Annotated in this window: 27 protein-coding genes and 1 riboswitch; of the genes, 14 read left to right on the plus strand and 13 right to left on the minus strand. The window is 45.5% G+C overall.

The window, feature by feature from the left end:
- Window positions 1–112 precede the first annotated feature (112 nt).
- The 4 genes from CSV61_RS10205 to chrA form a co-directional block, all read right to left on the minus strand.
- Window positions 113–637 (minus strand): PCYCGC motif-containing (lipo)protein, encoded by a 525-nt coding sequence (locus tag CSV61_RS10205; RefSeq protein ID WP_099639146.1) that lies wholly within the window; start codon window positions 635–637, stop codon window positions 113–115.
- 84 nt (window positions 638–721) lie between these two features.
- Window positions 722–2,107, minus strand: coding sequence for a class II fumarate hydratase (gene fumC / locus CSV61_RS10210; RefSeq protein WP_083034699.1), 1,386 nt, complete (start codon window positions 2,105–2,107; stop codon window positions 722–724).
- Window positions 2,108–2,310: 203 nt separating this feature from the next.
- Entirely contained in the window at window positions 2,311–3,528 is a 1,218-nt protein-coding gene (locus CSV61_RS10215) for a multidrug effflux MFS transporter (RefSeq protein ID WP_099639147.1), read from the minus strand.
- 71 nt (window positions 3,529–3,599) lie between these two features.
- Window positions 3,600–4,790, minus strand: a complete 1,191-nt coding sequence (chrA, locus tag CSV61_RS10220) for a chromate efflux transporter (protein ID WP_099639148.1) — start codon at window positions 4,788–4,790, stop codon at window positions 3,600–3,602.
- A 200-nt stretch (window positions 4,791–4,990) separates the two neighbouring features.
- Between chrA and CSV61_RS10225 the strand changes: the two genes are divergently transcribed.
- From CSV61_RS10225 to CSV61_RS10235, 3 genes are all read left to right on the plus strand, one after another.
- Window positions 4,991–5,611, plus strand: coding sequence for a DUF47 domain-containing protein (locus CSV61_RS10225; protein ID WP_083034696.1), 621 nt, complete (start codon window positions 4,991–4,993; stop codon window positions 5,609–5,611).
- Between the two features lie 13 nt (window positions 5,612–5,624).
- On the plus strand, window positions 5,625–6,623 hold the full coding sequence (locus tag CSV61_RS10230; RefSeq protein ID WP_099639149.1) for an inorganic phosphate transporter: 999 nt from the start codon (window positions 5,625–5,627) through the stop codon (window positions 6,621–6,623).
- A gap of 192 nt (window positions 6,624–6,815) precedes the next feature.
- Complete coding sequence (locus CSV61_RS10235) at window positions 6,816–7,016, plus strand: cold-shock protein (RefSeq protein WP_009766462.1); 201 nt, start codon at window positions 6,816–6,818, stop codon at window positions 7,014–7,016.
- Between the two features lie 100 nt (window positions 7,017–7,116).
- Here CSV61_RS10235 and CSV61_RS16820 read toward each other — a convergent pair whose 3' ends face one another.
- Both CSV61_RS16820 and CSV61_RS10240 read right to left on the minus strand, forming a co-directional pair.
- On the minus strand, window positions 7,117–7,284 hold the full coding sequence (locus CSV61_RS16820) for a hypothetical protein (protein WP_158233834.1): 168 nt from the start codon (window positions 7,282–7,284) through the stop codon (window positions 7,117–7,119).
- A 21-nt stretch (window positions 7,285–7,305) separates the two neighbouring features.
- Complete coding sequence (locus CSV61_RS10240; RefSeq protein ID WP_083034694.1) at window positions 7,306–7,767, minus strand: hypothetical protein; 462 nt, start codon at window positions 7,765–7,767, stop codon at window positions 7,306–7,308.
- Window positions 7,768–8,044: 277 nt separating this feature from the next.
- On the opposite strand from CSV61_RS10240, the gene CSV61_RS10245 reads away from it, so the two are divergent.
- The 3 genes from CSV61_RS10245 to CSV61_RS10255 all read left to right on the plus strand — a co-directional run bounded on the left by CSV61_RS10245 (window position 8,045) and on the right by CSV61_RS10255 (window position 9,995).
- On the plus strand, window positions 8,045–9,172 hold the full coding sequence (locus tag CSV61_RS10245; RefSeq protein WP_099639150.1) for a CAP domain-containing protein: 1,128 nt from the start codon (window positions 8,045–8,047) through the stop codon (window positions 9,170–9,172).
- A 98-nt stretch (window positions 9,173–9,270) separates the two neighbouring features.
- Window positions 9,271–9,720, plus strand: a complete 450-nt coding sequence (locus CSV61_RS10250) for a hypothetical protein (protein WP_099639151.1) — start codon at window positions 9,271–9,273, stop codon at window positions 9,718–9,720.
- Entirely contained in the window at window positions 9,705–9,995 is a 291-nt protein-coding gene (locus tag CSV61_RS10255; protein ID WP_083034691.1) for a DUF2653 family protein, read from the plus strand. Before CSV61_RS10250 ends, CSV61_RS10255 begins: the two co-directional genes overlap by 16 nt.
- Before the next feature lie 141 nt (window positions 9,996–10,136).
- Here CSV61_RS10255 and CSV61_RS10260 read toward each other — a convergent pair whose 3' ends face one another.
- The gene (locus tag CSV61_RS10260) at window positions 10,137–10,733 is read right to left on the minus strand and encodes a superoxide dismutase family protein (RefSeq protein WP_099639152.1); all 597 of its coding nucleotides are present in this window, start codon (window positions 10,731–10,733) and stop codon (window positions 10,137–10,139) included.
- 100 nt (window positions 10,734–10,833) lie between these two features.
- On the opposite strand from CSV61_RS10260, the gene CSV61_RS16825 reads away from it, so the two are divergent.
- Entirely contained in the window at window positions 10,834–11,769 is a 936-nt protein-coding gene (locus tag CSV61_RS16825) for a coiled-coil domain-containing protein (protein ID WP_158233835.1), read from the plus strand.
- Here the strand turns inward: CSV61_RS16825 and CSV61_RS10270 are convergent.
- The 4 genes from CSV61_RS10270 to CSV61_RS10285 all read right to left on the minus strand — a co-directional run bounded on the left by CSV61_RS10270 (window position 11,702) and on the right by CSV61_RS10285 (window position 15,265).
- On the minus strand, window positions 11,702–12,091 hold the full coding sequence (locus CSV61_RS10270; RefSeq protein WP_083034688.1) for an ectoine synthase: 390 nt from the start codon (window positions 12,089–12,091) through the stop codon (window positions 11,702–11,704). The genes CSV61_RS16825 and CSV61_RS10270 overlap by 68 nt on opposite strands.
- 15 nt (window positions 12,092–12,106) lie before the next feature.
- On the minus strand, window positions 12,107–13,387 hold the full coding sequence (gene ectB, locus CSV61_RS10275; protein ID WP_099639153.1) for a diaminobutyrate--2-oxoglutarate transaminase: 1,281 nt from the start codon (window positions 13,385–13,387) through the stop codon (window positions 12,107–12,109).
- A 66-nt stretch (window positions 13,388–13,453) separates the two neighbouring features.
- Window positions 13,454–13,978, minus strand: coding sequence for a diaminobutyrate acetyltransferase (ectA, locus tag CSV61_RS10280; RefSeq protein WP_233193577.1), 525 nt, complete (start codon window positions 13,976–13,978; stop codon window positions 13,454–13,456).
- A gap of 606 nt (window positions 13,979–14,584) precedes the next feature.
- A complete protein-coding gene (locus CSV61_RS10285; RefSeq protein ID WP_099639154.1) occupies window positions 14,585–15,265 on the minus strand; it encodes a phosphoribosylaminoimidazolesuccinocarboxamide synthase in 681 nt (226 codons plus the stop codon).
- A gap of 165 nt (window positions 15,266–15,430) precedes the next feature.
- Between CSV61_RS10285 and CSV61_RS10290 the strand changes: the two genes are divergently transcribed.
- The 7 genes from CSV61_RS10290 (at window position 15,431) to CSV61_RS10320 (ending at window position 21,045) form a co-directional block, all read left to right on the plus strand.
- Window positions 15,431–15,652, plus strand: coding sequence for a heavy-metal-associated domain-containing protein (locus tag CSV61_RS10290; protein WP_099639155.1), 222 nt, complete (start codon window positions 15,431–15,433; stop codon window positions 15,650–15,652).
- Between the two features lie 15 nt (window positions 15,653–15,667).
- Complete coding sequence (locus tag CSV61_RS10295; protein WP_099639156.1) at window positions 15,668–17,569, plus strand: heavy metal translocating P-type ATPase; 1,902 nt, start codon at window positions 15,668–15,670, stop codon at window positions 17,567–17,569.
- The gene (locus CSV61_RS10300; RefSeq protein WP_099639157.1) at window positions 17,547–18,236 is read left to right on the plus strand and encodes a Crp/Fnr family transcriptional regulator; all 690 of its coding nucleotides are present in this window, start codon (window positions 17,547–17,549) and stop codon (window positions 18,234–18,236) included. Before CSV61_RS10295 ends, CSV61_RS10300 begins: the two co-directional genes overlap by 23 nt.
- Before the next feature lie 57 nt (window positions 18,237–18,293).
- A riboswitch (TPP riboswitch) is annotated at window positions 18,294–18,402 on the plus strand.
- A gap of 70 nt (window positions 18,403–18,472) precedes the next feature.
- A complete protein-coding gene (locus CSV61_RS10305) occupies window positions 18,473–19,072 on the plus strand; it encodes a thiamine phosphate synthase (RefSeq protein WP_099639158.1) in 600 nt (199 codons plus the stop codon).
- Window positions 19,056–19,262 carry a sulfur carrier protein ThiS gene (gene thiS, locus CSV61_RS10310; protein ID WP_083034681.1) on the plus strand — a complete coding sequence of 69 codons (207 nt, stop codon included), beginning with the start codon at window positions 19,056–19,058 and terminating at the stop codon, window positions 19,260–19,262. The genes CSV61_RS10305 and thiS overlap by 17 nt, the downstream gene beginning before the upstream one ends.
- Window positions 19,259–20,032, plus strand: coding sequence for a thiazole synthase (locus CSV61_RS10315; protein ID WP_099639159.1), 774 nt, complete (start codon window positions 19,259–19,261; stop codon window positions 20,030–20,032). The genes thiS and CSV61_RS10315 overlap by 4 nt, the downstream gene beginning before the upstream one ends.
- The gene (locus CSV61_RS10320; RefSeq protein ID WP_099639160.1) at window positions 20,029–21,045 is read left to right on the plus strand and encodes a ThiF family adenylyltransferase; all 1,017 of its coding nucleotides are present in this window, start codon (window positions 20,029–20,031) and stop codon (window positions 21,043–21,045) included. The genes CSV61_RS10315 and CSV61_RS10320 overlap by 4 nt, the downstream gene beginning before the upstream one ends.
- A gap of 624 nt (window positions 21,046–21,669) precedes the next feature.
- Here CSV61_RS10320 and CSV61_RS10325 read toward each other — a convergent pair.
- Both CSV61_RS10325 and CSV61_RS10330 read right to left on the minus strand, forming a co-directional pair.
- Window positions 21,670–22,368, minus strand: coding sequence for an ABC transporter ATP-binding protein (locus tag CSV61_RS10325; RefSeq protein WP_099639161.1), 699 nt, complete (start codon window positions 22,366–22,368; stop codon window positions 21,670–21,672).
- A 3-nt stretch (window positions 22,369–22,371) separates the two neighbouring features.
- Window positions 22,372–23,442 (minus strand): ABC transporter permease, encoded by a 1,071-nt coding sequence (locus CSV61_RS10330; RefSeq protein WP_099639162.1) that lies wholly within the window; start codon window positions 23,440–23,442, stop codon window positions 22,372–22,374.
- Between the last annotated feature and the right edge of the window lie 148 nt (window positions 23,443–23,590).

A 23,590-nucleotide genomic window follows, 5' to 3' on the forward strand; every position in this document is an offset into this window, starting at 1 on the left:
CGCACGCACAACCACAAAAAGCACTCAACCCCCATCCCCAAACCACAAACACAAAAAAACTGCAGACCCACCCCATTAAAAGAGTGAATCTGCAGCCTAAAAAATCAACCAATCAAACCGGCATTGGAGTATCTGTAGGTTTCGCATAGTCTCCGTTACCGTATTCTGTATCAATCGCATCACGAATATCTTTCATAGACATGCCGTCTTGCTTCATTTGTACGGATTTCACTGCGATCTCCAGGCAAACTAGGCAGCGTGTGCCGTGATCGTCCCAGACAGCGGAGCCGTCTTCGCGTACTTCATCCAAGAAGCAATTCATATTGCTCTTGTGACCGGCACTATCTCCGCAGCCGCAATAGCAAGGCATGTATTCCAAAATGTCCGTTGCGTTGCCCGCCACTTGATAGACCATGCGCATATCTTCTGGCTTATCATCTAGGAATGAAGGCAAAATGTCCGCTGAAGCGGTCACTTCCTGCAAGTCACCATTCGGCAAATGTTCTGCGTGATCATGTCCTGCTTCGGCCCGTGCATCTGTCGGATCGACTTCAGCAGGCTTCTCTGTAGCACCGTTTCCGCATGCCCCAAGCGCTACTGTCAACGCAGCCAGTCCTGCAAGTAACTTCTTTTTCATGTATATTCCTGACTCCTTTATATAGAGGTTATGCTAGTAGTATACAAGATTTGCGGGAAAAGCAAGCGTACAAATTCATGACAATTATGAGTTGCCTGTCATCTTGCTTGGATCTACATATTCATCAAATTGCGCTTCTGTCAATAAACCAGTAGAAAGTGCTGCTTCTTTCAGCGTTGTACCTTCCTTATGGGCTTTCTTTGCAATTTTTGCCGCATTTTCATAGCCAATATGTGGATTCAAAGCTGTGACGAGCATCAATGAATTCTTTACTTTATTGTCGATTTCTTCACGGTTCGGTTCAATTCCTACCGCACAGTTGTCGTTAAAGCTAATCATCCCGTCAGCCAGTAATTTCGCTGATTGTAGGAAGTTGTAGATAATAACGGGTTTGAAGACGTTTAATTCAAAGTTCCCTTGGCTTGCAGAGAAACCAATTGTTGCGTCGTTACCCATTACTTGTGCTACAACCATCGTTAACGCTTCACTTTGCGTCGGATTCACTTTACCTGGCATGATGGAACTGCCTGGTTCGTTTTCTGGAATCGTAATTTCACCGATACCAGAGCGTGGACCACTTGCCAACCAACGTACGTCATTCGCTACTTTCATCAAGTCCGCAGCCAATGCTTTCAGTGCGCCGTGTGTATAGACGACTTCATCATAGCTCGTCAATGCGTGGAATTTATTTTGTGCAGATGTAAATTCGATGCCGACAGATTTTGAAATCTCTTCCGCAACTTTTTCACCGAATCCAGCCGGCGCGTTAAGTCCCGTCCCAACTGCTGTTCCGCCGATTGCGAGTTCTTTCATTGTTTGGACACTAGTTTCTAGCATGCTGCGTGTTTTCTCTAGCATTCTATGCCAACCGCTGATTTCTTGGCCTAATGTCAGTGGCGTCGCGTCTTGCAAGTGCGTACGTCCAATTTTAATGATATCTGTGAAGTCTTCGGATTTTTTCTGAAGTGTTGTTGCTAATTGATCGATTGCCGGCAATACTTCGCGTTCTACCGCAATCACTCCCGCTACGTGTAGCGCTGTTGGGAATGTATCGTTGGAGCTTTGTGATTTATTCACATCATCATTCGGGTGCAGACGCTCTTCCTCGCCCCACTCCTCCAGCAACTGATTACCACGGTTAGCGAGTACTTCGTTCATGTTCATGTTCGATTGCGTACCGCTTCCTGTTTGCCAAACGACCAACGGGAAGTGCTCGTCCCATTTGCCTTCAATGACCTCATCTGCAGCTGCTGTAATAGCTTTCATTTTCACCTCGGATAGGTTGCCGAATGAATGACTTGCGATCGCTGCTGATTTTTTCAAATGAGCAAAGGCTTGGATTACGCCAAGCGGAATACGTTCCCCGCCGATTTTAAAGTTTTGTTTACTGCGCTGTGTCTGCGCTCCCCACAACTTATCTGCTGGTACTTGTATTTCTCCGAACGTGTCATGCTCAATACGATATTCCATCTTTACATCCACCTCTCAAAGTAATAATCAGACTCTCTATCTCTATCATGCCTTATTTTCGCGCAAATTTGAATTAAAAAGGATTGGGAGTTGCTTGGCGAGTACGAAGGGACGGAAGCTCCAGCTGGCGGACGCTTTCCCATGAGCCCTCTAGGAAAGCGTCCCCTCCGAAGCACCACTCCCTACCCCAACAGCCTCTCTACTCAAACCCCTTGCAGACGAAACGCTTTCCGAACCACTGTGAAGAAAATCACCAATGCAGCCGTACTGCAAGTCAATACGATAATACTAAGCGGCCAAGCCGAGCTGTCTCCTGCTAGTCCAACTAGTGGCGAGACGATTGCACCGCCAATGAAAGGCATCAGCCCAAGAAACGCCGATGCGCTTCCTGCTGACTTCCCCTGACTTTGCATCGCCAGAGAAAACGCTGCTGGCGACACCAAGCCAACGCTTGATACCATGAAGAATAACGCCGTCGCAATCACAGCAAGCGGCCATTCATTCCAGACTGTCAACAGAAGTAAAATACTTGCCGTAAATGAAAGCAACACGCCTGCACGCAGGAATTTCAACTCATGAATTCTGCCCGAAAGTCGACCTGTCACTTGAGCTGCTGTAATGATTCCGATACCGTTCATCGCAAAGAACAAAGAAAACTGTTGCGCTGTAATGCCATAAATATTCTGTAAAACGAATGGAGATCCAGCTATGTACGCGAACATGCCCGACATGATCAAGCCTTGCGTTAAGGCGATGCCGATGAACCACTTATCCTTCAGTAGACCACTGAATGTCTTGACGACTGCGAGCATCCCACTCTCCGAACGTGCCTCAACCGGCAATGTATCCGGCAAGAAAAATGCCGTTGATAAGAACATCAACAAACCGATGACTCCGAGTAATAAGAACACCGCTGGCCACGAAGCAAAGTTCAGCACGACACCGCCTACAATTGGTGAGAGAATCGGTGCTGATCCGCTGACGATCGACAGCATCGCCATGAATTTCGTTAATTCATTTCCTACATATAAATCACGCGCACAAGCTCTCGCGATGACAATTCCCGCAGCGCCTGTCATACCTTGTACGAAACGTAATGCAACGAAAATCCAGATGTTCGGACTAAACGCACATAAGACAGAAGCAATAGCGTACACGCTGAGCGTAATGACGAGCGGTTTCCGCCTGCCGTATATATCACTTAACGGCCCGAAAATAAGCTGGCCTGCGCCTAAGCCAATCAAACAGGCCGTCAGACTTAATTGGACAAGCGATGTCGAAGCGTTTAAGTCCTCCGCCACAATCGGCAATCCCGGCAAATACATATCCATTGATAGCGGTCCGAATGCTGACAGCGAGCCGAGCAGTACGACGAGCCAAACAGTTGGCATAGCAATTCTTTTTTGTAATGAAGTATCCATATATGCATAACCCTTTTCTTCTATAGAATGCATTTAGTATAGCAAAAAAGCAGCCGCATTGGGTTACCTTTCTACCATATGGACAATAAAGTTCCGCCTACCGCACCGACTAGCACGACGATCCAAGGTGGCAGCTTCCAAAAGGTTAGCATACTGAATAAAATGGCTGCCAATGCGAAGTCTTCTGCCCGTAAAATTGAGCTTGTCCAAATTGGATGGTATAGCGCGGAAAGTAAAATTCCGATGACTGCGGCATTGACACCCATGACTGCTCCTTTGACTTTTGGATGATTGCGCAAGATGTCCCAAAAAGGCAGTGCACCGATGATCAACAGAAAAGCAGGCAAGAAAATCGCAACGGTCGCGAATAATCCACCTTGCCAGCCGTTCATCACAGCACCGAGATAGGCAGCGAACGTAAACAACGGTCCTGGAACTGCTTGCGTCGCACCGTAACCCGCTAAGAATGACTCACTTCCAATCCACCCCACTGGTACCAATTCCTGTTCCAATAAAGGCAAAACGACGTGGCCCCCACCGAATACGAGCGCGCCCGATCGATAAAAACTATCAAATACTGCAACCCAGTAAGACCCTGTCAGTTCTCGAAGCAACGGCAACATACCGAGCAACGTGAAAAACACTGTTAAACAAACGATTCCAGCTTTCTTTGATACGAGGAATCTCGAGGAATCAGTACCTGGCGAATCATGAACGTTAAATAACCATAATCCCACTAGTCCCGCTAGTATAATCACACCCACTTGCGTAAAAGCCGTTTGCCATAAGAGTGTAACGACGAGCGCTAGTAAGGCGATGGCTTTTCGCTTAAAATCCGGCGTCAAATTCTTCGCCATTCCGAGTACCGCATGTGCAACAATCGCCACCGCCACGATCTTCAACCCGTGCAGCCAGCCTGCCTCACTTACATCTGAATCTACTAGAAGCGTGGCAAACAAAATCAATGCCACTACGGACGGCATCGTGAAACCTAGAAAGGAAACGAGCCCACCCACTACCCCAGCCCGCGCCACGCCAATCCCCATCCCTACCTGACTGCTTGCCGGCCCTGGAAGGAATTGTGCTAACGCTACTAAATCCGCATACCCTTTTTCATCCATCCACTTACGTTTTCGTACATACTCTTCATGGAAGTAACCTAAATGGGCAGTGGGGCCGCCAAATGAGGTCAGTCCTAGTTTGAGAGATACGATAAATAATTCCACAAGCTTTTTTATAGAAAAAGCCTTGTCATTCTTCATGTTGATCTCCTTTCCGCTTATGTAATACTTTACTGCCGATCATCTCATGCCAAAATTTATTTTCAATAGATTTACTAGAACTTAACGATAACTTAACAATTGAAATTCCGATCAAATTCTACATTGTTCGCTATCTTTTTTAACGCAGTTTTTGTATGATGTAATCACTATCGATGTCAACAATAGATGGAGGAATTAAGATGCTAGGACCACGTAAACCCGATCCATTTTTCACAGCGTTATTGGACATCGCCAAGCATGTGCAGGAATCTATGCATTACGCGAATGATTTTAAAGTCGATTCTGTTTCAGATTTGAAAAAAGCCAGCATTCAAATGAAAGAATATGAAACAGCTGGTGACACGTTAATTCATGAATTAATCACGAAACTGAATACATCATTCATGACACCTATCGAACGGGAAGATATTTTGAATATCGCGATTGCAATGGATGATATTCTGGATGGCATGGAGCATTTTCTCGCTAATCTCGAGATGTTTTCTCTCATTGAAATTGATGAATACATGCAGAAGTTTATCATCAACATTACGAAAAGTACCGATGAAATCGTTTTGGCAATGGAATTGCTGACGAAGAAAAAGTTAGTTGAAATGCGTACGCATGCAGTACAAATTAAAGAGTACGAACGAATTTGCGACGAAGTGCTACGAACTTCTATCAAGCAAATGTTTATTCGTGAAAAAGATCCGATCCGCATTATTCAATTGAAAGACCTGTATGAACTGCTCGAAGACACTGCAGATTTTTGTCAAGACGTGGCAAATAATATTGAAACCATCATCATGCGTAACGCGTAAGGAGTCCTAACTGATGGATACGATTCTCATACTAACCATTCTCGTTGTGGTATTTGCCTTGGCGTTCGATTTCATCAATGGTTTCCACGATACAGCCAACGCAATTGCTACTTCGGTATCGACACGCGCACTGAAGCCTCGGACTGCGATTATGCTCGCCGCCACGATGAATTTCGTCGGTGCGTTAACATTCACAGGTGTAGCGAAAACCATTACGAAAGATATCGTCGATCCGTTCTTATTGGAAAATGGTTCACTCGTAATTTTGGCAGCCCTCGTTTCCGCGATCATTTGGAACTTGGTCACATGGTATTTCGGAATCCCATCCAGCTCTTCACATGCACTGATCGGTTCCATTGCTGGCTCGGCTATTGCGGCGGCAGGATTTGGTATTTTGAATTACAGTGGCTTCATTAAAATTATTCAGGCACTGTTGCTATCTCCTGTCATTGCATTGGTCGGCGGATTTATTGTCATGACCCTATTACGTACAGTATTAAAGAATCGAAATTTATTTAAAGCGAACCGTCGCATCCGCTATATGCAAATCGGTACGGCTGCGATTCAATCGTTCACGCACGGTACGAATGACGCGCAAAAAGCGATGGGGATTATTACAATGGCTTTGATAGCAGCAGAATTACAAACAACCGATGATATCCAGCTATGGGTACGGGTTGCGGCAGCGACTGCGATGGGAATTGGGACGTCGATCGGTGGGTATAAGATTATCAAAACGGTTGGCGGCAAGATTATGAAGATCCGACCGATCCACGGGATTGCATCAGATTTGAACTCCGCAGTCATTATTTTCGGCGCTACCCTACTTCATTTACCTGTCAGCACGACACACGTAATCTCTTCTTCTATTATGGGAGTCGGTTCAGCGCAGCGCTTGAGAGGCGTGAAATGGGGAGTCGCACAGAAGATTGTGTTGACATGGATTATCACGATGCCGATCTCTGCTTTAATGGCCGCAATCGTCTATAAACTATTCACACTTTTCCTATAACAACGGGAAAATCCAAGGCGTACTTCTATTGAACTAATCTTTCCACTTGCTATATCTGCCTTTTCTTGTTATGATAAAGAAGAATTATTTTTGTTCGACGTTGGTCAACGATTTTATCTCGACCGTTTATTAGAAATTGAGCAAGGATAGTAATACAAGGTGTACACGAGTGTGCACGAGGAGGAAACAAACATGGAACAAGGTAAAGTAAAATGGTTTAACGCAGAAAAAGGTTACGGCTTCATCGAACGTGAAGATGGCGACGACGTATTCGTACACTTCTCAGCTATCCAAGGTGATGGCTTCAAAACTCTTGAAGAAGGTCAAGACGTGTCTTTCGAAATCGAACAAGGACAACGCGGACTTCAAGCAACTAACGTTACTAAAAACTAATTTGCCTATACAAACCACTTCCTTATAGGAAGTGGTTTTTTTGTTTTGGTGCGACAAAAAACTGCCGGGAATACTAGATCCCCGACAGCTACTTTGCCGTTTATTGCCAGCCGAACGTACCGATTTCGGTATACGACTGGTTGTCCATGGACTGATGATTCTTTTGTGTAGGATTATTTTTGAAGGTAGCCTGCACCATGAACACGATGCCCACTACTGCCACAATCAACACCACGACCATCCAAATCGCAACTGTTTTACCCTTCATTCGATATCACTCCTGTAGCCGTTATTTCGTTTTGACGGAGAAGCCTTCTTCTTTTAAATAACTTGCCGCCTCTTGATAATCTCCAAAGCCCTCTTCCAAGTTTACTTCATGATAAACATTAAAGAAGCCATCTTCCTCAAGAAGTGTCAGCTTCTGACCATTGGAATTTTGCCACGTTTCTGCGATCGTTTCAGGCTCCTCGACTTCTGTCGCCAACCCTTCAATTGCCGCACGGATCACTGCACGGAATTCATCCGCAGAATATTCGCGTACATTGACTAGACCACGATCATCCGCTTCATAGCCTTCAACATCTGCCACGTAGACAAATGCATTACCATTCGGGTGCAAATGCTGCACGACTACCGTTTTATCGTACAAAGATTCTTCGTAATGATAGTTCAAGCGCTTCATGGACACTTCTTTTTTCACTAACTCCGGAAACTCTTCTATAATCTGTTGTTTCTCTTCAAATGTTAACATATTCATTCCTTCTTTCTAATGAAATTCGTTTCTCATCTTGTCCGCCATTCCGTAATGAGAACGAGCAATATGACGACGACAAATGCGACTATATAAAACCAGGAAGGTACACTGCTAACACCGCCGAACATGCCATCCACCCCTTCCAAACTTTCCATTCTTTTTTTAGTATACCCTTTTTCCCGCTACTATTGAGGATATTTTTCAACATTTCATAGTTCCTGCTGTATTGCCAAGGTATAAACAGAGTATAATGTAGTCGAGGAGTGAGTTTCATATGATAAAACGCCTGTTTCAGTTACTCTTTCTCGCAGTACTGATTTACGCTTTCAAGCCCTTATGGGAAGGTCCAGTATCGGAATACGTGGACTTATCGTTTCTTGATCCGCTTGATGCCAAAGTAGAAACCGTGCTGAACGAGGAAGTAGTTGGATCTGCGCTTGACTATACAAAAGAATCGATTGTCGATTTAATAACCTTCGTTTCCGATAAAGCAAACGGAAGCAATCCCCCAGATGAAGTTGCCCAACCCGTGCTCGATGCGCCGGCAACAGGCATTATTTCTATTCACAATATAGAAATTGGCACGACCGAAGCGCAAGTGAAAGAAAAGCTTGGGGACCCTGTGCGGAAATCCACCAATGAATACGGCACGGAATGGCTGACGTTCCATGACAACTACCAGAACTTCGTCATGCTGTCCTATGATATTAAACGTCGCGTCAATGCGATCTATACAAATGATCGTCTCATCGCTTCATCTATCGGTATTGAATACGGTGTGCCGAAGTCGGAAGTACGTGAAGAGCTCGGTGACCCGATTTCTGAAATACGTAAAGGTACGAATATTTATAAGTTGCAAAACGACGAAGGCATGGACATCTTTCATTCGGATGGTCTCTATATGTATGTCTTTTATGATTTGCATAAAGAGAATACCGTCACGGCCGTGCAATTGATCTCGGATTCGCTAGAACAAAAAAAGTCTGCGCTCTATGCCCCTCAAAACGAGGCGATGCGTAGGGGCTTCGAGATGCAACTATTTGATTTGACGAATGCGGCAAGAGTTCGACACGGTCGTTCCATTTTAACATGGGATGAACTCGCATCCGAAACGGCACGTCTGCATAGTACGGACATGGCCGTGCAAGATTATTTCAGTCATGAAAACTTGCAAGGGGAGTCCCCTTTCGACCGAATGAAAAAGCAAGGCGTCCAATTCGTCAGTGCCGGTGAAAATCTGGCTTACGGTCAGTCAAGCAGTATTTTTGCACACGAAGGTCTAATGAATTCCAAAGGCCATCGTGAAAATATATTAATCCGTGATTATCAGTTCCTTGGAGTCGGTGTGGATTTCAACGACAAAGAACAGCCATTTTATACGGAGAATTTCTTTGCCAAGTAAGTGAATTTCCTTTCAATACGTTACGTTATCCAGTAAAATAAAGAGAAGGGCTTTGGTAGATCCAAGACCTTCATTACAGCATTAAAGGAGATTATCAATTGAAAAAATTTGCTGCATTTTTCTTGGCCGCGACGTTGATTTTGTCACCACTTGGAAACATCATCTTCCAAGATGAAATTACTGCCGAAGCACGTGGCTATAAGTCTGGTAAGAAGAGTTTCAGTACACCGAATCGTGTGCAACCGAATAAAGCGGAAAAGAAACAAGATACCAATCAAAGCAATGATAAAGCAACAGCAGGTAACACAGCGAAGAAGCCAGGCGGTATGGCTGGCGGCTTAATGAAAGGTCTATTCGTTGGTGGACTGGCGGGTCTATTATTCGGCAGCTTGTTTGCGAATATGGGAATGCTTGGATCCATTATGGGCTTACTAATTAACGTGTTAGCGATTGTCTTCATCATTTACATGGTTCGAAAGATTTTCGCGATCTTCAAAGAGAAAGAGCGTAAACGCAATGAGGAAATGAATCAATGGAACAACAGATAATCTACGAACAAGACGTAGTCAATGCAGTGTGTGTATTGATCGCAAAAGAGTCACGTGCAATGCCAGACGACGTGGAAGTCGAACTTGCTTACGATGACGACACCGGGTTTTCAGCAGATGCCGAGCTTAACGGCAACATGCATCATTTGGACACCTCCCGTCTCGTCGAAGCGCTTCGCCTTTGGATCGAGCAGTATCTCGATCAAGATCCGATGGCAGCAGGCATTCAGCTAAAGCTGGATGATGAAGAAGGGATTATCGCCATCGTTCGATAATCAACAGGACGCCCCTTTCCGGGAGGGCGTTCTTTTTTTTCGTCTATCGGCAATGAAGTGGAGATGTCTGTCTTTCCACTATACTTTTAGTTACCAATGAAAAAAGGATGCCCCCACATCGGGGACATCCTTTTTTATTTCTTACTTCATATTTTCGGATGTAATCTCTGCACAAGCAAATGGCGTTCCTGAATCGCCTGCTGGATCCGTGATGTTATCATCCGCACCTTCATGGATCACCAATGCCGTTCCGTCTTCATCCAGTAATGAATTGTCTTCTCCAGACTCAAGCGTCACCGCATCTGTCGTCACAGAAACTTTCGCACTTCCATCTTCATCCACCACAAGATTCTCCAAATCACCCGCGTGGTGTCCATCCGGATTGTCTAACCCGTGCTTTTTGTCTGTCGGGTTGAAGTGACCGCCCGCAGACTCTTTAAAGTCTGGTGCTGTACAGACACCCGTCTCATGGAAATGCATGCCGTGTTCCCCTGGCTCAAGGCCTGTTACATCCACGTCCATCGCTACACCAGACGGTCCTTGCGTGAGCGTTACTGAACCGATTTCTTCTCCATCAACATTCATGACCGGCGCCATCACTTCCGGCTCCGCTGTTTCCTCTTCTTCCACAACCGGATCATCGCCACCGTCCACCGGTTCTTTTTCTTCATCCGCCCCGCCACCACAAGCTGCCATCATTAATGCTGAGCCCAATACGATACTCGGTAATTTCCACATAATTGAATTCCTCCTTGTGTAGTTATGTAATTTGCTGTTCATTACCCATTGGATAATGAACTCATAGTGTCTAGTGTACCCACTTTTACGATTTTCTAACATGTTGCGGAAATTCTATGAGCGGATGTGGGGTTGGATTGAGCGTTTAATGTCTGACTTTGAGCGGATTGAGGATTGCATTGAGCGCTTAATGTCGGACATTGAGCGGATTCAGCTTCGCATTGAGCGCTTAACGGTCAACATTGAGCGGATTCAACTTCGCATTGAGCGCTTAACGGCCAACATTGAGCGGATGCAGCTTCGCATTGATCGCTTGACGGCCAACATTGAGCGGATTCAACTTCGCATTGAGCGCTTAACGGCCAACATTGAGCGAATTCAGCTTCGCATTGAGCGTTTGACAGCCAACATTGAGCGGATTCAACTTCGCATTGAGCGCTTGACGGCCAACATTGAGCGGATTCAACTTCGCATTGAGCGCTTAACGGCCAACATTGAGCGGATGCAGCTTCGCATTGAGCGTTTGACGGCCAACATTGAGCGAATTCAGCTTCGCATTGAGCGTTTGACGGCCAACATTGAGCGGATTCAGCTTCGCATTGAGCGCTTGACGGCCAACATTGAGCGAATTCAGCTTCGCATTGAGCGTTTGACGGCCAACATTGAGCGAATTCAGCTTCGCATTGAGCGTTTGACGGCCAACATTGAGCGAATTCAGCTTCGCATTGAGCGCTTGACGGCCAACATTGAGCGCTTAACGCCTAACATTGAGCGAATCCAAACCCGCATTGAGCGCTTGCCACGAAGTATAGAGCGATCAACCAGCAACTATGAGCGGATAAGCCGCAAGATAGAGCGCTCAGCCAAATTAATGAGCGCCCACCCCACCGACCTCACCCACAACAATAAAAAACACTCCAAGGAATTACCCTCAGAGCGTTCTCTCCCTACATTACATTCCACAACACTCAATCTTCAATCAGTGGATACACACCATTTTCATCATGCGTCTCCGTTCCGACGAGGGGGGGATTAAAGACACAGATCAGGCGCATGTCTTCCCTTCCTCCACGTAAGTAGTGCTCGTCGTGTTCATTCAGCGCATACATCGTACCGTTTTTAATCGGGTAGACTTTGCCGTCTGCGACCGTTTCAATTTCTCCATCGCCCGCCACGCAGTAAACCGCTTCTAGGTGGTTTTGATAATGGATATGCGTTTCTGTTCCAGCATAAATAATCGTTTCATGGAACGAGAAGCCCATATTGTCTTTCTTCAGTAAGAAACGGCGGCTTGCCCACGTTTCTGCTTTTGTTTCATTTTCGCTACCAATAATTTCATCTATTGTACGTACTATCACTGAGCATTCTCTCCCTTAGTTTCTTACGATTTCTTCGATTGCTTCTTCTAGAATATCGAATCCTTGATCGATACCTTTTTCATCCATGATCAATGAACCAAGGAATTTGACGACTTCGCCTTCGGGTCCGGATGTTTCAATGATCAGGCCTTTTTCAAATGCTTTGGCACAGATTTTATCTGCGTAGTCTTCCTTGCCTTCACCACAGACAATTCCTTGCATGAAGCCGCGGCCACGGGTTGTAGCTTTTAATTGTGGATAGTCCTCGACAATTGTTTCCATGCGCTTCGTGATGAGCTTCGATTTTTCTTGTACCGATTTAGCGAATTCATCTGTTTCCCAATACGATAAAGCTTCAGTCGCTGTCAAGATGGCCATGTTGTTACCACGGAATGTTCCGTTATGCTCAGCTGGACCGAATGTATCATATTCTGGTTTGATCAGCGTGAGTGCTAAAGGCAATCCGTAGCCGCCAATGGATTTTGACAGGCAAACGATGTCGGGCTTAATGCCGGCCGGTTCAAAACTGAAGAAAGTTCCAGTTCGTCCGCAACCTGCTTGCACATCATCGACAATTAATAAGATATCGTAATTTCTGCAGAGACGTTCTACTTCACGCAACCAATTAAAGCTTGCGGGATTGATGCCGCCTTCCCCTTGTACCGTTTCTAGAATCATAGCTGCCGGTAAGTCTAAGCCACTGCTTGCATTCGCTAAATACTTTTTAAGGAAGTTCAAAGACTGATCTTCTCCTAAAAACGTATCGAATGGCATAGATGTCGTATGGTTAAGCGGCACACCAGCTCCACCGCGGTTGTATGAGTTGCCTGTTACAGATAATGCGCCAAGCGTCATACCGTGGAATCCGTTTGTAAAGCTTACAATACTTTGACGTCCCGTTACTTTGCGGGCGATTTTCAGTGCACTTTCCACTGTATTCGTCCCAGTAGGTCCTGGAAACATTACTTTATAGTCCATGTTTCTCGGCTGCAAGATCACTTCGTTAAATCGTTCAAGAAACTCTTTTCGAACTGTCGTTCCCATATCCAAGCTATGTGAAATTCCATCGTCTTGAATATATTCAATTAACTTTTCTTTCATTTTATCGTTGTTGTGGCCGTAGTTTAAAGCACCTGCACCGGCAAAGAAATCAATATACTCTTTACCTTCCGTGTCCCACATCTTATAGCCTTTTGCTTTAGTGAATACTGTCGGGAAACTTCTGCTATAACTTCTCACTTGCGACTCACGATTCTCAAATACTTCCATTACCTGCTGACTTTTTGTCAGTACCATGTGTAATTAATTCCTCCGTTAAATTCTGTATTTTCCAGTGTCAAATTGCGGCAATCGACTCGTTACTCAGAATGGTCCAATGCGGAACAGTTCTTCTGATTCGTGCCCTCCACCCGGAAATTGATCTTCCGTATAACCATCTGTGATCGTGCATTCCGTCTCCAAATCACGTGCCAAGCCTTTAAATAACTTAATCGACGGGATATTAGAAGGTGTCACGGTCGATTCCAAATACCGAATATTCCGACAGGCGTCACGCTGCAAAATCGTATGCAGCATACGAGAAGCGATCCGCTTTCCACGTGCTGATTCATCGACTGCCACTTGCCAAATAAACAAGGTATCTTTCGCTTTTGGTTGAATGAAGCCCGAAATGAAGCCTACAAGCTTGCCGTGATCTTCTACTACGATACTCGTGTCGCTGAATTGATCTGCCCACAGTAAATAACTGTAGGAGGAATTCAAATCGAGTATTTTCGTATCCTTAATGAGCTGCCAGATGAATTTCCCATCTTCTACAGTCGGCATACGAAATGAATACGGATCGTTCGGATCTAACCCTGCAATCGAAACTTTGTGTTTAGTATGCAAATAGTTTCTCCTCCAAGTTCTCTTACATATAATTTACACATTTCCATCATCTGAAATTCTCTGGGATGCGTGCTTCTTTATCCGACAACGCCATCTAACTGCAATCCGTTCGTCGAATCGTCATCAATGTGAGGTTTTTTGGGACCGAGCAAATACACTCGGCTGATTCTTCTTAGGAATCTAGCGGACATAGCAAGGGTACTTACGTAGAAAAGCCAAAATGGAGATTCGTGCTGGCTACTATGGGTGCTATCTTTCTGCCTTGCGGTATGAAGAGCAAAAAAGAGCGCCTTTACAAAAGCGGGGAGCTTTTGTTCATGGAAACAGCAGATATATTAAAGATTCGCTGATATGAAAGACACTTTCATTATCTTGAATTTACTACCATACGCATTCATCCAACCAACGTTCACACACTGGTTAAGAAGCAAACTATGTGTCACCTCTGACACTGGTTGCTATTATAGGAAACTCTGAAAACGTTGTCAACAGTAAATATATCGTTTTATTTATTTGATTAAAAAGTAAAGCACTGCTAAGTCAGTCAGCGTATGGCTTAAGAGCGAATATAAAAAACCGGAAACATTTTTCGTTTCCGGTTGAATCTTATGAAAATAATATTTTTTCCAATTCCATTGGTGCAATATATGTATCTCCTTGATAGACGCGCATATTACCTCCTGAAATTTCATCGATCAACATGATGTTTCGTTCAGGATCGCGACCAAATTCCAATTTGATATCATATAGCTCTAACCCTTTTTCGGCCATTTCTGATCGGACTAATTCAGAAATTTGCTGAGTTAATTCTTTAAGCGTTGCGTATTCTTCATGTGTCAAAATATGAAGCTGAGCCAAAGCATCTTCTGAAATGGGTGGATCTTGACGCTCGTCGTCTTTTAGCGTTACTTCCACGAAGGCATCAAGTACTTGTCCTTCTTCAGCGTACGCACCGAATCTGCGCAAGAAACTTCCGACCGCACGGTATCGACAAATCACTTCTAATCCTTTACCAAAGACCGTAGCAGGCTTCACCGTCATCGTGACTTCATCCAAATCGGCATCGATGTAATGTGTCGGTACGTTTTGCTCCTCCAATTTCTCGAAAAAGTATTTCGTCATGCGAAGTCCAGACTTTCCGGCACCATCAATCGTCAAGCCCACTGTGTTAGCACCTGGATCGAATACACCATCTTCCCCTGTTACATCATCCTTGAATTTCAATAGCACGTGGCCATCTTCCAAGCGGTAGACGTCTTTCGTTTTACCAGAATAGGTTAATTTCATCCGTACGATTCTCCTCTATTCATAAATGTGTACTACTTATTCAGTATAAAGCACTTTGGCGAGAAGAAAAAGTATTGTTTGACGAAAGTTGACGGGTGTCAAGGTAGATTTCACAAAATCATCTTATACTTAGGATACTAAATACAAACGAAAAGGATGAGATCAATGAAAAAAGTCGTATTTTTAATGGAACCATTCAGTTGCCCATCATGTGTCAAGAAAATTGAAGGTGCCCTATCCCGAGCGAAAGGCGTACAGCAAGTGAAAGTTTTATTTCATTCAAGTAAAGTTCGGGTCGAGTTTGATGAATCTAGTGTAGGTGTCAATGAATTGCAGGAACTGATTGTACAACTCGGCTATCCAGTTCTTCATCAAAAAGTCTCATAGAAAGGAGGCATTCCAATGAACGCAAAACAAACCGTACGGATCACTGCTATATCCGCGTTTTTGCTTGTCACAGCCATCATTTTGCACTTCGCAGGCTTTCATGATGCGCGTCAATTTACATTAATCACCGCCACATTACTTGCTGGTACTCCAATCGCCATAAAAGCTTGGAAAGCTATCCGCATGAAAGCTTTCAGTATTGAACTTCTCGTTACGATCGCAGTAATCGGCGCACTGTTTATTGGCGAATATGTAGAATCCGCTGCAGTGACATTCCTATTTTTATTCGGGGCACTGCTTGAAATTCGCACAATGGAGAAAACACGCTCTTCCCTCAAAGCACTTGTCGATCTGGCGCCGCTAGAAGCGAGTGTCCTTCGGGATGGTAGCATAGTGACGATGGCCGTGGATGATGTAGAAATCGGCGACCGGGTCATCGTTCGTTCAGGCGAACAAGTACCAGTCGATGGGCCGATTGTTACAGGAAATGCGTCTATCAATGAAGCCGCCATCACAGGTGAATCGGTACCCGCTGCCAAATCGTTAGACGATCCAGTATTCAGCGGTACATTGGTCGACCATGGATATATCGAAATACTTGCAGAACGCGTAGGTGACGATACAACATTTGCTCGTATTATCGAGCTAGTCGAAGAAGCACAGGAAGCTAAGTCCAAAACGCAAAAATTCCTTGAGCGATTCGCCACTATTTATACACCTTCCATCGTCATTCTATCGATCGTCGTCTACCTATTCACACGTAACATCGAAATGACATTGACATTCCTTGTCATTGCTTGTCCAGGCGCTCTTGTCATTTCCGCTCCCGTCTCGATCGTAGCGGGAATTGGAAACGGAGCCCGTCATGGTGTGCTCATTAAAGGTGGCGACGTGATGGAGCAATTGGCGAAAATCGACACTGTCGTCTTTGATAAAACAGGTACTTTGACAAAAGGACGTCCCGAAGTAACCGATATTCATAGCTTTGGCATCGAAAAAGAGGAGCTACTGCGCCTAACTGCAGAAGCTGAACTACTGTCTGAACACCATCTCGGTCAAACCATTGTCCGTGAAGCCAAAAAACGCTCGATTCAGTTAAAACATCAAGCACAAGATGCAGAAGTTATGAAAGGTAACGGAATTCTAGCGGATGTAGAGGGACAGCAACTCGCAGCCGGCAACCGAAAGCTGATGGTTTTACAAGGGGTACCTATTTCTCCAGACATCGAAGCCTATGCATCCAAACGAGAAAAAGCAGGCAATACGGCTGTGTTCATTAGCATTCGTGGAGAAATCGCAGGTATTATTTCCATTGCGGATCAAATCCGTCCGGAAGCCGCAGCTGCTCTCGCCAAACTACGACAAAATGGGATTAAACAAATGATTATGCTAACGGGCGACAATGTTCATACAGCTCGCCTAGTCGGTGAACAACTTGGTCTCGACAATGTCCATGCAGAGTTGTTACCCGAAGAGAAAGTAGCAGCTGTACAAAAATTGAAAAAGCAAGGACACCGAGTCGCTATGGCGGGTGACGGAATCAATGACGCGCCTGCCATTGCCACTGCAGATATTGGGCTCGCGATGGGTAAAGGCGGAACCGACATTTCCATGGAAACAGCGGATATCGTCTTGATGGCGGATCGACTTGATCAATTCGCCCATGCGTATGCCTTATCGAAAGCAACGGTTAACAATATGAAACAAAATACATTTTTCGCAGTTGGCACAGTATTCCTCCTGTTAATTGGCGTACTGCTAGGCAAAGTCTTCCTAGCATCCGGAATGCTCGTCCACGAAGCGAGTGTACTCCTTGTCATATTGAACGCCATTCGATTAATACGCTATACTAGTGACAGAGCGTCCAATCGAAAGGTAAACGAGGTGAAAGTGAATGAGTCAGCAGCCCCACAATAACACGACCGATCATAGTATGTGTGTATCGCTTGTTCCACTGTTCAATCACTTGGAAACAGATCAGATGAAGCGCATTGTAGAACTCGCACGAAGCACCCCCTATCCACGGGGGAAAATTATTTACAACGAAGGCGACCGCTCCGAAGGCCTGTATATCTTGCATAAAGGACGAATCAAAGTATACCGTCTGTCGGAAAACGGAAAAGAGCAGATCGTACGAATTTTAGAACCGGGAGATTTCACGGGCGAGCTATCGTTATTTGATGCCAAACCTCATGACGCCTATGCAGAAACACTCGAACCCGTAGAATTATGCGTCATTCAACGAGACCAAATGCAACAACTGCTGCAAAAGCATCCCGCGATTTCATTGAAAATGTTGGAGGAATTCTCCTCCCGCCTCGGCCGGACAGAACAACGGGCAGCGCGAATCGGCATGGAATCTGCAGAAACGCGGATCGCCCTTTACCTGGCCGATTTATCAGAAGAACAACGTCAATTGAAAGTCGAATTACCAATGAGTCGCAAAGACCTTGCCTCTCACCTCGGAACGACACCCGAAACGATCAGTCGAAAATTAACTGTCTTCGAAGAGTCTGGTTGGATTCGACAATCCGGCATGAAAACGGTGGAAATTCTTGATTTGGATGCTTTGTTACTGTTATAAAAGAAATCCTTTTCATTCCACCGCGCACATGATACGCTAGTTCTGAAAACCAAATATTTTGACCATTAGGGGAATCCTTTACAAGGACTGAGAAAAGAGTGTGGCTCTGAAACCCTTATTACCTGAACAGGCTAGCACCTGCGGAGGGAAGTGGCGAGTCGTTCCGTAAATATTTCTGTCGACATTTCTACCACTTTCCGATTCAGGAAGTGGTTTTTTCTATTGGAGGTGAATGAATGAAATTACTTGGCGTGACCGACGACCGTCTTTCGGTTGAGGAACTAACACTACACTTGCAACAAACAGCACCGTATCTTGATGCCATTATTTTGCGGGAAAAGTCCAAGACAGATGAACAGTTGGAAGATTTGATCACACGTCTTGCAAGCAGTGGATTTTCACTCGACCGGCTCATTCTACACGCTAGACCTCACCTGGCGAGCAGGTTGAACATCAAAAAAGTGCAACTGACTAGTTATGGCATGTCGTTACGGGATGCACAACGGAAATTTCCCAAGCTCACTTTCGGTTGCTCGATTCATTCATCGGCAGAAGCAAAAGAAGCTGTGCAAGAAGGAGCGGACTGGCTCTTATACGGCCATGTTTTCGAAACGAATTCGAAGCCCGGACTCCCAGCACGCGGAACGGAAGAATTGTTTTCTATTGCAGAGCGTAGTCCGATTCCTGTGTATGCAATTGGCGGAATTCAGCCGCATCACTTGCTCGACTTACAGCGAAACAACGTAGCAGGTGCGGCCGTATTATCCCCTATGCGTTCACTAAACGTCTTACAAGGTTATAGAAAAGGAGTGGTATCTAGTGGAGAAAGTGATTGACCTGAACGGTAAGTCGTATTCCGTCGTTCCGGAAGTAGGGACGATCCAGCAGTTACTTGAGCATTTAGGACTTGGTGATCGTATTTTGATTGTAGAGAAAAACAAAGAGATTTTGCAGAAAGAGTACTACGATGCACCGATTATGGACCGAGATCAAATTGAAATCATACATTTTGTAGGAGGCGGATGAAGATGTTAAAAATTGCAGATAAAGAATTCTCTTCACGGTTATTACTAGGTACAGGGAAATACCCTTCATTTGACATACAAAAGCAAGCTGTTGCGGTGTCGGAAGCAGAAATCCTGACGTTTGCGGTACGACGCATGGATATTTTCGAAAAATCACAACCCAATTTCCTCGAGCAACTAGATTTAACGCGCTATACATTGCTACCGAATACGGCAGGAGCGAATACAGCAGAAGAAGCCGTACATATCGCACGTCTCGCCAAAGCATCCGGACTATGCGACATGGTAAAAGTTGAAATCATCGGGTGTAGCCGTTCATTACTCCCTGATCCCGTGGAAACATTACGTGCGTCTGAAATGCTGTTAGAAGAAGGCTTCATTGTATTACCTTATACGTCAGACGATGTGGTGCTCGCGAGAAAACTATGCGAATTAGGCGTTCACGCTATCATGCCAGGCGCTGCGCCAATCGGTTCGGGCAGAGGCATTCTGAACCCACTGAATCTATCATTCATCATCGAGCAATCCAATGTGCCCGTCATCATTGACGCTGGCGTCGGCTCGCCAAAAGACGCGGCTTTTGCGATGGAACTCGGAGCAGACGGTGTATTGTTGAATACGGCAGTATCCGAAGCCGCCAATCCTATCATGATGGCGGAAGCAATGAAGTTGGCGATCGAAGCGGGACGTCTCGGTTATAAAGCTGGGCGTATGCCAGTGCGTGACTATGGCGTAGCTAGTAGTCCAACTGAAGGGCTTGTGACGAATTGATTAGTAAATATTCTCGGCAAGAGCTGTTTGCCCCCATCGGACCAGTTGGTCAACAGCGTATTCGCGAGGCAAAAGTTTTCGTCTTAGGAGCTGGTGCACTCGGTTCTGCCGGAGCGGAGATGCTAGTGCGCGCGGGTGTCGGCGAACTGACGATTGTCGACCGCGATATTTTGGAGTGGACCAATCTGCATAGACAACAATTATACACGGAGCAAGACGTTATCGATCAATTACCTAAAGCGATCGCAGCGGAAAGTCGATTGCGTGCAATCAACAGCGACGTGAAAGTTCGTGGGATTGTGGCGGACGTCACGCCCGAAAACGTCCTCGAACTATTCGAAGGCCATCCATTCATTCTCGACGGCACAGATAATATCGAAACTCGATTACTCGCAAACGACGCTGCCCTACAACTCGGCATTCCATTCTTCATGGGCGCTTGCGTCGGAAGCTACGGGCTGACATTTCCTATTGGCGTAAAAGAAGGAACGCCCTGCCTGCATTGCCTGCTCGAAGCTTTGCCGCCACAGTCTTTGACATGCGATACAGTCGGCGTCATCTCGCCCATCGTCGTCACGACCGCCGCCCGTCAAACCGCCGAACTGCTGAAGTATATAACGGGCGCTACGATGGAACCACGCCTCGAATCGGTCGATCTATGGACAGGTGAACGCGCCGCAATGAACGTACAAAGCTTGAAGAAACCCAATTGTCCAAGTTGCTCAGACACCCCTGTCTATCCTTATTTGTCTGCCAATGAAGTCGTTCGGACCGCTGTGCTATGCGGACGCGACACCGTACAACTAACATGGCCGAAAAACCGACAAGTAGAACTAATCCCTTTTGCGGAGTCCATCCGCGATATCGTCTCCAATTTAAAACAAAACCCGTATCTGGTTTCCTGTGAATATCACAACCATCGCCTCGTATTATTCCGCGATGGTCGGATGTTGGTGCACGGAACGAAGGATATTACGGCTGCTCGGAAGATGGTGGCGGGTTTGCTCGGGTGATGGTTGGAGTGTAGAGCGGTCGGATGTGGGGCTTTATGAGCGGATTGTGTGTTTGATTGAGCGGATAGCTCGGAACATTGAGCGCTCGTGTGGTTTTATGAGCGGTTAACCCGCCGAATTGAGCGGATGGCGCGTCGCATAGAGCGGTTAGTCGGAAACATTGAGCGCCCCCACGAAATTTGTAAGCAACCCCACGACTAAACTTGGGATTGAGCGAATAACACGTCACATAGAGCGGATAGCTAGCGGGATTGAGCGCTCGCACCGTTTTATGAGCGGTTAACCCGCCGCATTGAGCGGATGGCGCGTCGCATAGAGCGGATAGCCGGCAACATTGAGCGCCCACAAGAAATTTATAAGCAACTCCACAATGAATTGCCCGATTGAGCGGATAACACATCACATAGAGCGGATAGCCCGCGGGATTGAGCGCTCGCACCGCATTATGAGCGGTTAACCCTCTGCGTTGAGCGGGTGGCGCGTCGCATAGAGCGGATAACCAAAAGTATTGAGCGCAGCCGCGACTTCACGCCCCCCTCCACAACCTCACCACCAAAAAAACGCTTCGGAAAGCCATAAATCGGCCGCCCGAAGCGTTTATCTCATTAAACATCTAACATCCAATCACTCAGTCAAACCCAAACCCACCTCAGCTGCACTCTCCAGCTTCAACACACCATCCGTCATCTTATACACTTTATCTACGTATTTAATCAGCCGTACATCATGTGTCACGACAATGGTTGCGGTCTGATTGGACTTCGTTTCATTACGCAACAACTCCATTACTTCAAACGCTCGATCGGAATCGAGTGAAGCGGTAGGCTCATCTGCTAAAAGTATCGATGGCTTACTGAACAACGCTTTGGCAATCGCCACACGCTGCCGCTCGCCGCCCGATAAATCGGATGGATAATTTTTATGCAGCTTGGTAATGCCTAAATCATCGTATAACTTCCGTTGCTCGTCTTTCGACATATTGTCTTTCTTTACTTTATTCAGCAATTCTAGCTGCTCGTCGACAGTGAGAAACGGCACAAGATTGGAAGCTTGCAATATAAACCCAATTTCTTGCAAACGGACTTTAGAACGCTGCTTTTCATTTAGCTGCGATAACTCTTTGCCGTTAATGATGACTTGCCCTACGCTTGGCGTTTGCAAACCGCCAGCTACCGTCAAGAACGTACTTTTACCTGAACCGGACGGGCCGATGACTGCGACCAATTCGCCACGTTCGACTATGAAGTTGGTCTCTTTCATCGCCTCCACAAGCGTATTGCCTTCACCGAACGTCTTTTTCGCTTTTCGTAATTCCAGTACCATCGTTTACCCTCCTATCGCTTCGAGCGGATCAATGCGGATAATCGTCCATACCGAAATGACAGCTCCAAGAATTGCTACCGCTATTAAAATCAAACCATAAAGTATCATGGTAGGTATATCAAACATAATCGGAACTGCATTGGGCAGGAAGCTTCCCGCCAGTAAGGTCAGGCCAAATGCGAGAACAACCCCGATTAGTGCCAGAATGAATGTCTGTGCGACAACTGATCTGGCCAAATAGGCGCTGGAAATTCCTTGCGCTTTCATTAGACCAAACATGCTGATTTTCTGTACTGTCAACACGTACAAGAAGATGGCAACGATTGCTGCCGAGATGACAAATAGGAAGTAAATCATATATGTTAACGTCAAATTCTGCTCTGTATAGCCTGGAAGATTCTCGATAAATGTTTCGGTTTCTATGATTTCTATATTGTCTGGTAAAGAAAGCGTATCCCAGTCTTTGTCTTTGATGACAATCGCATTGACCACGTCTTTATTCATTGTATAGGCGTCACCGTATTTAATTTTCTGCATATCATGTAACTTCATATAGAGAATAGGTGATGCATTAAAACGAGCTTTTTTCGTGAAGCCCACAATCGTCAATTCTGTATCAGATGATGACAATTCAAGCGTGTCTCCGATCTTAAAGCCTTCATCTTTCAATACATCCGATGCTACGACACCGTTTTGAACGTAAAACGTCGGGTCTCCTTCAGTGACTTCCGGCTTGATGAACTCTTCTCTATCAATACCGAAAAGCATAACATTTTGCTTTTGATCTCCGTTGCTCGCGATGGCCCCCATTTGGCTGACAACAGCGGTTTCTTTCGCATTGAGCTCATCGGCTACTTCCTTGTTGAGCGCGGATTCGTATAAACTTTTGTCGGATTCCTCTGTCAGTAAAACGGCATCCACTTTCCACGTATCGATCGCTTCCCTGTTCATGCTGGCTAATCCGTTTGCCAGTCCAGATAGGAAGAATACGAGGAACGACACCAATAGCAAAATGGATGTGATTAATAAAAACCGTAATTTATTCTTTTTGATTTCACTCCAAGCTAAAAACATTCATACTCACTTCCTTTTATAGGACATTTATCGCTTCTTCAAGCTGATAAGAAGTTGAAACGACTTCTTTCGATACGCCACCTATCGATGTAATCACGTTTTGTAGATTTACATATGTTCTGAAAATCCTGGATATCACCAATCATCA

This window comes from Sporosarcina sp. P3 (assembly GCF_002743415.1).
In the GTDB taxonomy this organism is placed as follows: Bacteria; Bacillota; Bacilli; order Bacillales_A; family Planococcaceae; genus Sporosarcina; species Sporosarcina ureae_A.

Bases quoted from the DNA above. Each gene is read 5' to 3' on its own strand.
- CSV61_RS10315 (WP_099639159.1), top strand. From the start codon at position 19,259: ATGAAGATGTTAAAAATTGCAGATAAAGAATTCTCTTCACGGTTATTA.
- CSV61_RS10245 (WP_099639150.1), top strand. From the start codon at position 8,045: ATGATAAAACGCCTGTTTCAGTTACTCTTTCTCGCAGTACTGATTTAC.
- CSV61_RS10225 (WP_083034696.1), top strand. From the start codon at position 4,991: ATGCTAGGACCACGTAAACCCGATCCATTTTTCACAGCGTTATTGGAC.
- CSV61_RS10230 (WP_099639149.1), top strand. From the start codon at position 5,625: ATGGATACGATTCTCATACTAACCATTCTCGTTGTGGTATTTGCCTTG.
- CSV61_RS10295 (WP_099639156.1), top strand. From the start codon at position 15,668: ATGAACGCAAAACAAACCGTACGGATCACTGCTATATCCGCGTTTTTG.
- CSV61_RS10330 (WP_099639162.1), bottom strand. From the start codon at position 23,442: ATGTTTTTAGCTTGGAGTGAAATCAAAAAGAATAAATTACGGTTTTTA.
- ectB (WP_099639153.1), bottom strand. From the start codon at position 13,387: ATGGTACTGACAAAAAGTCAGCAGGTAATGGAAGTATTTGAGAATCGT.
- CSV61_RS10240 (WP_083034694.1), bottom strand. From the start codon at position 7,767: ATGTTAACATTTGAAGAGAAACAACAGATTATAGAAGAGTTTCCGGAG.
- chrA (WP_099639148.1), bottom strand. From the start codon at position 4,790: ATGAAGAATGACAAGGCTTTTTCTATAAAAAAGCTTGTGGAATTATTT.
- CSV61_RS10300 (WP_099639157.1), top strand. From the start codon at position 17,547: ATGAGTCAGCAGCCCCACAATAACACGACCGATCATAGTATGTGTGTA.
- CSV61_RS10215 (WP_099639147.1), bottom strand. From the start codon at position 3,528: ATGGATACTTCATTACAAAAAAGAATTGCTATGCCAACTGTTTGGCTC.
- CSV61_RS16825 (WP_158233835.1), top strand. From the start codon at position 10,834: ATGTTGCGGAAATTCTATGAGCGGATGTGGGGTTGGATTGAGCGTTTA.
- CSV61_RS10235 (WP_009766462.1), top strand. From the start codon at position 6,816: ATGGAACAAGGTAAAGTAAAATGGTTTAACGCAGAAAAAGGTTACGGC.
- CSV61_RS10290 (WP_099639155.1), top strand. From the start codon at position 15,431: ATGAAAAAAGTCGTATTTTTAATGGAACCATTCAGTTGCCCATCATGT.
- CSV61_RS10260 (WP_099639152.1), bottom strand. From the start codon at position 10,733: ATGTGGAAATTACCGAGTATCGTATTGGGCTCAGCATTAATGATGGCA.
- CSV61_RS10285 (WP_099639154.1), bottom strand. From the start codon at position 15,265: ATGAAATTAACCTATTCTGGTAAAACGAAAGACGTCTACCGCTTGGAA.
- CSV61_RS10205 (WP_099639146.1), bottom strand. From the start codon at position 637: ATGAAAAAGAAGTTACTTGCAGGACTGGCTGCGTTGACAGTAGCGCTT.
- CSV61_RS10305 (WP_099639158.1), top strand. From the start codon at position 18,473: ATGAAATTACTTGGCGTGACCGACGACCGTCTTTCGGTTGAGGAACTA.
- CSV61_RS16820 (WP_158233834.1), bottom strand. From the start codon at position 7,284: ATGAAGGGTAAAACAGTTGCGATTTGGATGGTCGTGGTGTTGATTGTG.
- CSV61_RS10325 (WP_099639161.1), bottom strand. From the start codon at position 22,368: ATGGTACTGGAATTACGAAAAGCGAAAAAGACGTTCGGTGAAGGCAAT.
- fumC (WP_083034699.1), bottom strand. From the start codon at position 2,107: ATGGAATATCGTATTGAGCATGACACGTTCGGAGAAATACAAGTACCA.
- CSV61_RS10255 (WP_083034691.1), top strand. From the start codon at position 9,705: ATGGAACAACAGATAATCTACGAACAAGACGTAGTCAATGCAGTGTGT.